This is a genomic window from Shimia sp. MIT1388 (assembly GCF_047124445.1).
Lineage (GTDB): Bacteria > Pseudomonadota > Alphaproteobacteria > Rhodobacterales > Rhodobacteraceae > Shimia.
In genome coordinates this window covers 3,057,469-3,068,989 of sequence record NZ_CP138921.1, presented here as the reverse complement: position 1 = coordinate 3,068,989, position 11,521 = coordinate 3,057,469, and the positions used below count along the sequence as shown (strand labels likewise).

The following is an 11,521-nucleotide window of genomic DNA, read 5'->3' as shown; positions in this document are numbered from 1 at the left end:
CCTAGGCAGTGATTCTTCAAATGACCAGCGGGATCTGTGCTAAGGGGGAACGGGCGTGGTCTTTCCCCTTAAGTGACGTGTACGTCAACTGTAAGTAAGGCTTCAAGCACACCGCGCTGACCCTAACTTTGAGCGCATTTATCGACAATTGGGAGAATATCTGATGGGCAAACGGGACGAGTTGATCGCGAAATACGCGGACGATCTGAAGAACAAATGTGGCATTGAGCCGGACATGACGCTGTTGGAAAAGGTTACCATCGGCTGTGGTCCTGCGATTTACAATGATGACGCGTCCACTGTTGCTGGCTCCCAGCCAGAGGAACTGGAAACTGTGAAAAACAACTTTCTCATCAAGAAGTTGGGTATGAGCGATGGTCCTGAACTGATGGATGCCATCCACTCTGTGATTGAGACTTACGGCAAGTCTGAGCGTAACAAGTACCGGGCTGTTGTTTACTACATGCTGACGAAACATTTCGGCAAAGAGGCCCACTACGGGTAAAACCACCACTCGCGGTTTGGCGCGTCCGGGACCTGAGGGTTTCGGGCGCGTTTTTCGTTTGGTTGCGAAAGTGCTGCGGGAACTGCTCGGATTGTAGATACTTGATAATTGAACCGCTTGGTTCAGTTGGGCTACACATGTTGTGTCGGGCTAGGATGGCCGGACCCTAAGGATTAGAAAGTCGCGTGTGGTGGTATGGGATACACGCGGGGTGCATAGGGGGTCTGGCTGGAGCGGAGACAGGCCCCCTATGTTTTATTTCCCAGAATGATTTCCCTACGGACTGTTGGCGCGGCTCTTTGAGGAGCGGCGCCTTTTGTTTTTGGGACGCTCTGTTCAGAACAGCGTCAGCACCACGCCCATGGTGGCGCAGCCAAGCGCGGCATATCCGCCATCGATCAACATCAGAGCGCGATTGCGGCCTGCAAAGCTGTAGTTGGTCACAATCCATGGGGCGGCCATAAAGAGACCGACGCCCAGGCCAGCGATCAGACCGGCGCCGATGGTGTCGATGCCGGACAGGGAAAACACGTGGCGCATCATGCCCGCGACCACAACAGCACAGACAAAGGCGGTGATGTAGGGCAGCGGGTCACTGGCGTTGGCCGGGCGGCCGGACTCGTCGGTTTCGATCTCTGCCGCTTTCATCCAAGGTTTGGCCAAGGTCATGTACCAGACCGAGCCAACCACATAAGATGCCAGCGCTGCGGCCAGCACTGATAGAATTTCCATGGAACCCTCCCCGTTCGCGTTAGTGGGGAGAGTATGCCCAGATTTTCAGCTTTGAGAACCACCTAGTTCTAGGATGATCGCCCACTCGTCTTCGGTGACGGGTTGCACCGACAGGCGGGAGTTTTTGACCAGCACCATGTCCGCCAGTCGCGGGTCGGCCTTGATCATGTCGAGCGTGACCGGTTTTTTCACGGGCGCGACGGCTTTGATGTCGACACACTCCCAACGGGCGTCATCCGTGGTGCTGTCTTGGTGGGCCTCGGCGCAGACTTCGACAATGCCCACCACGGATTTTTCTTTCTGCGAATGGTAGAAAAAGCCACGGTCGCCCACGGCCATCTCTCGCATAAAGTTGCGCGCTTGGTAGTTGCGCACGCCGTCCCATTCCTCGCCCGCCTCGCCTTTGGCAACCTGTTGGTCCCAGCTCCATGTGGAGGGTTCGGATTTGAACAGCCAATAGCGCATCAACCCAGCACCTTGTTCCAAGCTTTGAGCTCAACAGAGGCGAAGAGATCGGCGGCTTTGTAGGGGTCGCCGGCGGCCCAGGCTTCGGCCTCGGCCATATCGGCGACGTTCAGAATGATCAGGGAGCCGCACATGTCACCGGCGTCATCGAGGAAGGGACCAGCCATCATAATGGTGTCTCCGGAATCCTTGAGATAGGCGACGTGCGCGTCGCGGTTGGCTTTGCGGATCTCTAGTGCGCCGGGTTTGTCTTTGGCGATCAGGGCAACCAGCATGTTCATTCCTTTTTTGGTGGTCTTGTGAGCAGCATTTCCATGGCGTCACTGATTTGCAAGCCCCCATCCAGGATGGCGACGACGGCTTGGGTGATGGGCATGTCGACCTGCATGGCGTTTGAACGAGCGAGGGCGGCGCGCGCGGTGGCCGCGCCTTCGACGGTGATGCTTGGATCAAAGGCTTCGCCACGTCCCAGCGTGAGGCCAAAGCGGTAGTTGCGCGATTGTTCCGAAGAGCAAGTCAGGGTGAGGTCGCCAAAGCCGGACAAACCTGAAAGTGTGTCGGGCTTGGCACCAAGCGCTTGGGCCATGCGTTTCATCTCGGCATAGCCGCGGGTCATCAGGGCGGCACGGGCGCTGTCACCGAGACCTGCGCCAATGGCGATGCCGCAGGCGATGGCAATCACGTTTTTGAGCGCGCCGCCAAGCTCTGCGCCGACGGTGTCGGTGGTACGGTAGATGCGCAGGTTGGGTGAAATCAGTCTCTGTTGCAGCGCCTTTCCGGTGTTTTCGTCCGGGACCGCCAAGGTCAGTGCCGTTGGCAGACCGCGGGCGATGTCGGCGGCAAAGCTGGGTCCGGTGAGAATGGCAGGCGTGGCGTCAGGCAGCACGTCGCGGATCACAGCGACAGGACCCAATTGCGTGCCAAGTTCGACACCTTTGCAGCAGGCGATGAGGGTGCGGTCGGAGAGTTCTGGGTGGGTTTCCAACAGGTCGCGCAGCTTTTGCATAGGGACAGCCAGCAGGACCACATCGGTGAGCGCGTCGGCAAATTTGGCTGTCAGAGAGACTGTTTTTGGAAGCTTCACACCTGGCAGACGGGGGTTTTCACCGGTGTCGCGCATGGTTTGCGCAGCGTCGGCATTACGGGCCCAGAGGGTCACATCGTCGCCGCCTTTGGCGAAGGCAATTGCGAGGGCGGTACCAAAGGCGCCGGAGCCAAGAACGGAGATCATGCTTTGGCTCCTTTTTTGCCGCTGCCCAAAAGCGCGGGGGCGGTTTGATCTAGCGGCCAGCGCGGACGGGCAGAGAGATCCATGCCGTCTCGCGCGCCGGTGCGGTAGCGCTCCAGACCGGCATAAGCGATCATTGCGGCGTTGTCGGTGCAAAGCGCCAATGGAGGCGCGGTGAAAGTCACACCTTTGTCGGTGCAAACAGTCTCTAACTCGGCCCGAATGGCGGTGTTTGCCGCGACGCCACCTGCGACGGCTAGCAATGGTTCGGACGGAGTTTCGGCCAGATAGATGTCAAGCGCGCGGCGGGTTTTCTCGGCGAGCACATCGACAACAGCGGCCTGAAAGCCCGCGCACATGTCGGCGCGGTCCTGCACGGGCAGGCCGCCTTGCTCAGCGATGATAGCATCACGCTGACGCAGGAGAGCGGTCTTGAGGCCAGAGAAGGACATGTCGCAGCCGGGGCGGTCCAGAAGCGGGCGTGGGAAGCGGAAGCGTTTTGGGTCGCCTTTGGCAGCTTCGGCCTGGACGGCGGGGCCGCCGGGTTGGGGCAGGCCCAGCAGGCGCGCGGTTTTGTCAAAGGCTTCGCCGGGGGCATCGTCGATGGTGCCGCCGAGGCGGGTGAACTCCTCAGGCCCGTGGGCGATCAGGAATTGGCAATGGCCGCCGGAGACCAAAAGCATCAGGTAAGGAAAGGCCACCTGATCGGTGAGGCGTGGAGTTAGGGCGTGACCGGCGAGGTGGTTTACGCCGATGAGCGGAATGCCCAGGCTTGCGGAGAGGCCTTTGGCGCACATCACGCCGGAGATCACACCGCCGATGAGGCCGGGGCCAGCTGTGACGGCGATGGCGTCCACATCTTTCAGGGACACATTGGCGGCCAGGAGCGCCTCCTCAACGCAGAGGTCCACCTTTTCCGCGTGGGCGCGGGCGGCGATTTCCGGCACGACGCCGCCAAAGGGCGCGTGCAGATCGGTTTGGCCATGCACAACAGAAGCCAGAATCTCAGCGTCACCCACAATGGGTTGGTGCAGGATGGCGGCGGCAGTGTCATCGCAGCTGCTTTCAATGCCAAGAATGGTGAGCGGGCCGTCCATGTGTCACAGGTCCTTGCCGTTGCGCGGAGGTTTGTTGGCAGGTAACACCACAGGGCGCCTCAAACAACCGTGGTGGGCCTTATGGCGGATGTGACCCCTTTGATCTTGCTGACCCGGCCTTTGGCCGATGCAGAGGGGTTTGCCGGTTTGTTGGCGGATATGGGGATCACCGCAGAGGTCGCATTTTCACCGATTGTGGAGATTGTGCCCACCGAGGCTGACGTGGACCTGACCAATGCCTCAGGCGTGATATTCAGTTCGCGCAACGCGGTGGCGGCGGTTGTGGGATACGACATGCCTGCTTGGTGCGTTGGGGAGGCGACGGCGATGGCAGCGCGGGCTAAAGGTTGGCGCGCTGTGGCGGCGGATGGCGATGCGGAGTCGCTTTATGCGCGGGTTTTGGCCGATGCCCCGGAAGGGCCTTTGCTGCACATTCGCGGCGAAGTTGCGCGCGGCGATCTGGCCGGGCGTTTGACCAAAGTCGGGATTAAAACCGACGATGTGGTGGTCTATCGCCAAAAGGCACATTCATTGTCAGAGCAGGCAAAACAGGCGCTAATGCGGGAGAATCCGGTGATAGTTCCCCTTTTTTCGCCGCGCGCAGCAGCCCAATTTGCCGAGCAAGGGCCGTATCACGCGCCGCTTCATGTGGTTGTGATGAGTGAGGCCGTGGCGGTTGCATTGGGGGAGTTGCCTGTGGAAACAGTTGTTTTGGCGGAGAAAAAAGAGGCAAAGGCCATGGCAAATGCGGTGGCGAGACTGTTAGACGCAGGGTGACGCATTGAGGCGCAAGGATTGCTCGCCTAGATTGGTGCTGCATTTGCAAAAAACGGATTCGAAAGGGTGACCTGTGGGAACCACGGATAAATCGGACAAGCCAAGCAAAGATCAGGTTGATCAACAGGATCAGACCGATACGCAAGCCGACGCAGAAGATGTGGTCGAGGACGCGGAAATTGTCGAAGAGACTGCGCCGGTTGGGGTGTCAGATGACAGCGATGTGGACGCGGCCAGCGACGCTGCGGATGGCGATGAGTCTGATGAGGCTCCCGTAGAGATTGAAGAGCCTAAAGATGACGCGGATGCAGAAGTTGATACCGTAGAGGCGGAAGGTTCTGAAGCGGTGGACGCCGAGGCTCCCGTAGACGACCCGGTGGCGGACACCGCTGCGCCTACGGCAACCGCACAGGAGCCAGAGCGCAAGGGTGGCTTTGTGCCTATGGTGTTTGGCGGTGTGATTGCGGCGGTGATTGGATTTGGCGGTGCGGTGTATTTTGGCGACCAGCTTGGGTTGGGCGCGGATACGGATGCGGCGCTCAGCGAGATGACGGCCAAGTTGGCGGCGCAGGATGATGCGCTTGCGGCTTTGAATGAAAAGCTGGCCAAGTCCGTTGACGTGTCCAACGGCGCGCAGGCTGCCTCTGGCGAGGCGGCGGCGCTGGTTGCGAAGATGGAAGAGGTCCTGTCGGCTTATACCACCGAGCTGGGCACGGTGTCTGAGGCCGTGGCGACATTGGAAGCACGGCTTTCTGAGATTGAGAAACGTCCGTTGAGCGAAGGTCTGAACGCGGCGGCGATTGCGGCCTATGAGCGTGAAGTCAAAGACCTCAAGGATTTGGTCGCGGCACAGAAGGCTGAGGCGGCGGAGCTGAAAGACAAGGCCGACTTGTCCGCGAAAGCGGCTTTGGCGCGTTCGTCTGTCACACGCATAGTGGCGGCGCTGGAAAGTGGTGCGCCGTATCGTGCGGCCGTGGTGGATCTGCGGTCTTCCACTGGGGAAAGCGTTGCGGCGGTGCTGGAAGATCATGCGGACAGCGGCGTGATCACCCTGTCGGCGCTGATCGAAAGCTATCCGGAGGCGGCGCGCGGGGCCTTGGCCAAGGCGCGCGAAGACAAAGTGGATGCGGGCACCGGCAACAAGCTGGGCAATTTCCTGAAGACACAGTTTGGCGCGCGTTCTGTTGAGGCACGCGAAGGCTCTGATACGGATGCTGTTCTGAGCCGGGCCGAAGCGGCGTTGAAAGCCGGTGATCTGACCGTGGCGCTTACCGAACTGGATACACTGGCCGAGGGGCCAAAAAACGTGATGGCAGACTGGGTGGCGCAAGCGCAGACCCGTGTCGCCGCCACGCAAGCCGCCGAAGATCTGGCGCAAACCCTAAACTCCAACTGAGGGTCGTTTTATGCTCTGGTCCCTGATCAAAATTATTGCGTTTGTTGCCATTGTCGCTGGGCTGACCTTTGGCTCGATTTACCTGCTGGAAAGCGAAGGCGGGGTGATGGTCACCGTGGCTGGGGTTGAATACAGCCTTGGGCCGTTTCAGACCGCTTTGGCGTTGATCGCGCTGGTGGCTGCGGTCTGGCTGTTCATCAAGGCGCTGGGCCTGTTGGTGGCGACGCTGAAGTTCCTGAACGGCGATGAAACCGCGATCAGCCGCTATTTTGACCGTAACCGGGAAAAGAAGGGCTATCAGGCGCTGGCGGATAGTGTGACTGCGCTGGCCTCTGGCGAGGGGCGTACGGCGATGGAAAAGGCACGGCTGGCAGAAAAGAAACTGCACAAGCCGGAGCTGACCAACCTGATTGTGGCGCAGGCGGCCGAGATGAGCGGCGACACCAAGAAGGCGGAAGAGACCTACAAGAAGCTGTTGCAGAACGAAGGCACGCGGTTTGTTGGTATTCGTGGGCTGATGAAGCAGAAGCTGGAGGCCGGAAACACCGAGGTGGCGCTGAAGTTGGCGGAGAATGCCTTTGCGTTAAAGCCACGCCATGTTGAGGTGCAGGACACGCTGCTGCGATTGCAGACCGAGAGCAAAGACTGGAAAGGTGCGCGGGGCACGTTAAATGCGAAGCTGCGCCATGGCACTTTGCCCCGCGACGTGCATCGCCGTCGTGATGCGGTTTTGGCGCTGTCTGAAGCCAAAGAGTTGATTGCGGAAGATGCGAGCATCGAGACGCAGGAACAGGCGATTGAGGCCAACCGCTTGTCACCGGACCTGATCCCGGCGGCAGTGATGGCGGCGCGGGGCTATGTGGCGAAAGGCAAGCCGCGCAATGCCACGCGTCTGATCAAGAAGGCTTGGGATGCGCAGCCGCACCCGGATTTGGCGGCGGCCTTTGCCGAGATTGCGCCAGAGGAAACCCCAGAGGCGCGGATCAAGCGGTTTAAAACCCTGACCAAGAATACCGCCAGCCATGCCGAAACCAAGATGCTGATGGCGGAGCTGTACATTGCGGCGGAGGATTTCCCGGAGGCGCGGCGTGCACTGGGCGATCTGGTGGAGACTGACGCGACGCAGCGGTCGTTGACCATTATGGCGGCGATTGAGCGCGGCGAAGGTGCAAATGATGCGGTGGTGAAAGGTTATCTGGCCAAGGCGCTGAGCGCACCGCGTGGGCCGCAGTGGGTCTGTGACACCTGCCACAACATCCATGCGGAGTGGGCGCCGACCTGTGACAATTGCCACAGCTTTGACACGCTGAGCTGGACCGCGCCGCCAGAGACCGAAGGGTTGAGCGAAACCGGCGCGGCGATGTTGCCGCTGATCATCGGCGCGTTGGAGGATCATTCCGAGGCGGAGGCTGAGGACGCGGAAGAGGCTGATGTGGTCGAAGGTGAGGCCACGGAGGCCCCTGCGGAGGCTGAGGAAACTCCGAAAGAAGAGCTTAAGTCTGCTTAAGGCTTAAGCTTGAGAGACATCGAAGCAGCGTCGCCTTTGGGCGGCGTTGTTTTGGTTTGGGCGTCAGGAAAACCGCATTGGGCTCACCGGTGAGAGATCGATGTTAGGCGGCGTGTCGGAAATCAGATCGGCCACCAGCCGTCCAGTTTTGGCGCCGCCGGTGAGGCCCACGTGTTGGTGGCCAAAGGCAGCGTAGACACCGCTTTGGCCAATCTCACCCACCATCGGCAGGCTGTCTGGAAGGGACGGGCGGAAGCCAAGCCATTCTTCGTCGCTCTCGGAGGTCATTGTCGGGAAGACTTCAGCCACGCGGCGACGCAACAGGGCCAGCGGGGCTTTGGATTTCTTCTCCGACAGGTCGCCAAACTCCACAATGCCGGCGCAGCGCAGGCCGTGCTGCATCGGTGTGGCGACAAATTTGGCGGAGGCAATCATCATCGGGTGGTTGGGGCGGATCGACGGCTCTTTGAAGGTGATGTGATAGCCGCGTTCGGTTTCCAGCGGGACGGTAAAGCCCAGTTTGCGCATCAAGGGCTTGGACCAGATGCCGGAGGAAAGCACGGCGCGGTCACAGTCAAACTGGCCCTGATCGGTCATCACGGCGGTGACCTGCCCGCCGGAGAGATCAAAGTCACGCACCTCGGCTTGCACAAAACACCCGCCCATGCCGGTGAATGTGTCCACCAAAGCCTGCACATAGCCCGCGGGGTTGAGGATGTAGCCGTGGTCTTTGTTCACCGCGAGGAAGGAGGTTTGGGCGTCCAGAATGGGCTCCAGTTCCTGCACGGCGCGGCCTTCGATGATGTCTGGGACAAAGCCGACGCTGGCGCGCAGGTTCCAGGTGTACGCGTCGGCCTCAAAGGCGGCGCGGTCTTTGTAGGCGTAGAGGTAATCCGTGTCGGCAATGAAACTTTCGGCGGCGGTGCCTTTGGCGAGCGCCTTGTGTTGATCCACGCTGTCACCAATCAGATCTGCCAGCACATGGGTAAACCGACGGGCATCTGTGTCATTGGCGAAGCCGAGGTATTTCAGGAACCACGGGGTGAGACGTGGCAGGTTGGCCCATTTCAGAAACAGCGGGAAGTTGGGGTTCAGGAGGTAGCCGGGGGCCTTGGTCAAAAGGCCCGGCGTGGCGTTGGGCACCACGGCGCAGCTCGCCAACAGGCAGGCGTTGCCAAAGGAGGCGCCCATGCCGGGGGTGTTCTTGTCCAGAAGGGTGACATTGTGCCCTGCGCGGCGCAACCACAACGCGGTGGATGCGCCCACGATGCCTGCTCCGATCACCACCACATTTCGCGGCATGTTTCTGTCCCCTCAATCGTCTTGGGGACAGTGTTGCCAAGGGCCGCGCAGCTTTGCAATCAGAGTTGTGAGATCACAGCTTTGAGTTGAGCGAGTTTGATCGGCTTGGCCATATGGGCGTTCATGCCGCTGTCCAGACAGGCGGCGCGGTCTTCCGGCGCGGAATGGGCGGTGAGTCCAATGATATGGGAACGAAAATCACCGTTGGCCCCTTCGAGGCGGCGGATTTCACGGGTGGCGTCCAGACCGTTCATCACCGGCATGGAGACGTCCATCAGCACCAGATCCGGGTGGACGTCGCGATAGCATTCGACCGCCTGTTCGCCGTCGCTGGCCGAGTGGTGCGTAACCCCCAACCGGTTGAGGAAAATTTCAATCAGCTTCCGATTGGTCTTGTTGTCGTCCACGATCAAAATGGTCTTGTCGGAGACCGGCTCGGTGAGTTCTGTGGCAACGCGTTTCTGCGAGGTGCCGTTGGATGGCAGGGTGTCCTGCGTTTCCTGGTCCGCTTTCCGGCGGGTTTGTGCCTTTTGTGGCTTGGTCAGCGCCTCGAGAAGTTTTGCAGTTTGAACCGGCTTGATCACTTCGCAGTCTGTAAAACTGTGTTCGGACCCGTTTTGATGGATGGCATCGTCCATCGGGCGCAGCGCAACCACGCGTGTGTGCGCATCCCCAAGGATTTGATGGATGGAGCGGAACAAATCCTCACGGTCCATGTCCGGGAGTCCCATTTCCGTCAGCACGACATCATATGGCACGCCGTTGGTTGCTGCTTCATGCAGGCTTTCCAGTGCCTCTTTTGCGGATTCAAAAGTGGCCACCTGACCGTTCCAGGATGACATCACTTCATTCATCACAAACAGCGCTGTTGGTTCCGATTGCAGCACAAGAACTTTCATGTCGTTGAGGTTGGCGCTGTCGATAGTGAGAGCCGGCAGCGGTGTGTCTGGTTGCACCAGTGGCACGTTGAAGGTGAAGGTCGTGCCGGTGCCGACAGTGGATTTCACCCAGATGCGACCGCCCATAAGCTCCACAAAGCCTTTGGCGATGGCCAGCCCCAGACCTGTGCCCTGATGCTTGCGGCTGTAGGAGCCATCCACTTGCGTGAACTGGTCAAAGACCGTGGCCAGCTTTTCTTCGGGAATGCCGCAGCCGGTGTCACAGACATCGACTTGCATAAAGGGCTTGCCGTTCTCGTCCTTGAGGGTGGCATTGATCAGCACGTAGCCTTCGTCGGTGAACTTTAGGGCGTTGCCAACAAGGTTGATGATGACCTGCTTGAGGCGGGATTCATCGCCAAGCAGCGATTTGGGTAGGTCCGGTTCCACACGGGTGATGAGGTCTACACCTGCCTGGCCGGCCTGATAGGACAGCATCTGGGCGGTGTTCTCCACCAGCTCCAGAGGGCGGTAAGGCTCGTCGCGCAGGGTCATGTGACCGCTGTCGATTTTAGAGAAGTCCAGAATGTCGTTGATGATGTTGAGCAGGGTGGTGCCGGAGGTGTGGATGGAATCCACCAGGCCCAGTTGGTTGGCGGTCAGGTCGGTGTCTGACAACAGCTCCGTCATGCCCAACACGCCATTCATCGGGGTGCGGATTTCGTGGCTCATGCGGGCCAGGAATTGCGATTTGGCCCGTTCGGCGGTTTTGGCCTGTTCTGCGACCACCTGAAGCTCTGCGTTTTTGGCGTTCAGATCGTCGGAGGAAATCTCGAGTTTGGTTTGCGTGTCTTCCAGGGATTTCACCCAGGCGCGCAGGTTGCCCAGCATCAGGTTGAAGCTGTCGGCGAGGCTTTCGACCTCGTCGTTGGTGCGGATCACGATGGATTGGTTCAGGTTGCCTTTGGCGGCGCGTTCGGTGGCGCTGTTGAGGCGGGCCAGCGGTTCGGTCAGACGGCGCGAGATCCAGATCGACAGCAGGATGCCGGTGAGGGTGAAAAACACGCCAAACATCAGGTTGCGGCGCAGCACCAGATTGACCTCGCGGTTGGCGGCGGTGCCGTCCAGATCAAAACGGATGGTGCCGTAGTTCACATTGCCATAGATCGCAGGAACCGCGACTTGAATGCGACCCTCTAAGTTGCGGATATGAGTGGTTTCGGAGGCGACGGCTTCTGTGACCAGCGGGTCTTCGACGCGGCCAAGAAACAGCGCGTTGCCTTCGGACGAACCGTTCACCAGCAGGAAGCCTTCGGGGTCGATGAAGCGCAAGGACAGGATGTCGGGCTGGCGCATCAGTTCCTGGTAGATGATGTCGAGTTCGGCAGGGCGGCCCTCAAACAGGTAAGGCAGCGTGACTTCCTGAATCAGAATGCCAAGCGAGTCCGAGCGCTCCGAGAAGCGGGTGTGCACCAGTTCCAGCTGTGTGATGGTGTTCAGATAGATCAGGGTCGAGACAAAGGCCCCGATCATTAACCCGAAGTACAAGGTCATCCGCCGCCCAAGACCATAGGTCAGGGACTTGCGCATTTTGGACATGCGGCTGTTGGTTTTGTCGTCAGCTGCGGCCATGG

General features: G+C 59.7%; 11 protein-coding genes. 4 read left to right on the top strand and 7 right to left on the bottom strand.

Features of this window, described 5'->3' with window-relative positions:
- The first annotated feature begins 163 nt into the window (after nt 1-163).
- Nucleotides 164-505: a DUF2853 family protein gene (locus SIB92_RS15230; RefSeq protein ID WP_168591231.1), complete on the top strand. Its 342-nt coding sequence runs from the start codon at nt 164-166 to the stop codon at nt 503-505.
- Between the two features lie 336 nt (nt 506-841).
- Here SIB92_RS15230 and SIB92_RS15225 read toward each other — a convergent pair whose 3' ends face one another.
- Genes SIB92_RS15225 through tsaD form a run of 5 tightly spaced genes read right to left on the bottom strand, consistent with a single transcriptional unit; the run spans nt 842 to nt 4,027 of the window.
- Nucleotides 842-1,237, bottom strand: a complete 396-nt coding sequence (locus SIB92_RS15225; RefSeq protein WP_412552841.1) for a DUF1761 domain-containing protein — start codon at nt 1,235-1,237, stop codon at nt 842-844.
- 45 nt (nt 1,238-1,282) lie between these two features.
- Complete coding sequence (locus SIB92_RS15220) at nt 1,283-1,702, bottom strand: EVE domain-containing protein (RefSeq protein ID WP_412552840.1); 420 nt, start codon at nt 1,700-1,702, stop codon at nt 1,283-1,285.
- Entirely contained in the window at nt 1,702-1,977 is a 276-nt protein-coding gene (locus tag SIB92_RS15215) for a YciI family protein (protein WP_412555848.1), read from the bottom strand. The genes SIB92_RS15220 and SIB92_RS15215 overlap by 1 nt, the downstream gene beginning before the upstream one ends.
- A gap of 2 nt (nt 1,978-1,979) precedes the next feature.
- Nucleotides 1,980-2,933: an NAD(P)H-dependent glycerol-3-phosphate dehydrogenase gene (locus SIB92_RS15210; RefSeq protein ID WP_412552839.1), complete on the bottom strand. Its 954-nt coding sequence runs from the start codon at nt 2,931-2,933 to the stop codon at nt 1,980-1,982.
- On the bottom strand, nt 2,930-4,027 hold the full coding sequence (gene tsaD, locus SIB92_RS15205; protein WP_412552838.1) for a tRNA (adenosine(37)-N6)-threonylcarbamoyltransferase complex transferase subunit TsaD: 1,098 nt from the start codon (nt 4,025-4,027) through the stop codon (nt 2,930-2,932). Before tsaD ends, SIB92_RS15210 begins: the two co-directional genes overlap by 4 nt.
- Before the next feature lie 81 nt (nt 4,028-4,108).
- Here tsaD and SIB92_RS15200 point away from each other — a divergent pair, with 81 nt between their 5' ends.
- The 3 genes from SIB92_RS15200 to SIB92_RS15190 all read left to right on the top strand — a co-directional run bounded on the left by SIB92_RS15200 (nt 4,109) and on the right by SIB92_RS15190 (nt 7,707).
- A complete protein-coding gene (locus tag SIB92_RS15200) occupies nt 4,109-4,804 on the top strand; it encodes a uroporphyrinogen-III synthase (protein WP_412552837.1) in 696 nt (231 codons plus the stop codon).
- Nucleotides 4,805-4,877: 73 nt separating this feature from the next.
- On the top strand, nt 4,878-6,200 hold the full coding sequence (locus SIB92_RS15195; protein WP_412552836.1) for a COG4223 family protein: 1,323 nt from the start codon (nt 4,878-4,880) through the stop codon (nt 6,198-6,200).
- A 10-nt stretch (nt 6,201-6,210) separates the two neighbouring features.
- Complete coding sequence (locus SIB92_RS15190) at nt 6,211-7,707, top strand: heme biosynthesis protein HemY (protein WP_412552835.1); 1,497 nt, start codon at nt 6,211-6,213, stop codon at nt 7,705-7,707.
- Nucleotides 7,708-7,770: 63 nt separating this feature from the next.
- Here SIB92_RS15190 and SIB92_RS15185 read toward each other — a convergent pair whose 3' ends face one another.
- Together SIB92_RS15185 and SIB92_RS15180 are read right to left on the bottom strand one after the other, a co-directional pair.
- Nucleotides 7,771-9,009, bottom strand: coding sequence for an NAD(P)/FAD-dependent oxidoreductase (locus tag SIB92_RS15185; protein ID WP_412552834.1), 1,239 nt, complete (start codon nt 9,007-9,009; stop codon nt 7,771-7,773).
- A 59-nt stretch (nt 9,010-9,068) separates the two neighbouring features.
- A complete protein-coding gene (locus SIB92_RS15180; protein WP_412552833.1) occupies nt 9,069-11,519 on the bottom strand; it encodes a response regulator in 2,451 nt (816 codons plus the stop codon).
- Between the last annotated feature and the right edge of the window lie 2 nt (nt 11,520-11,521).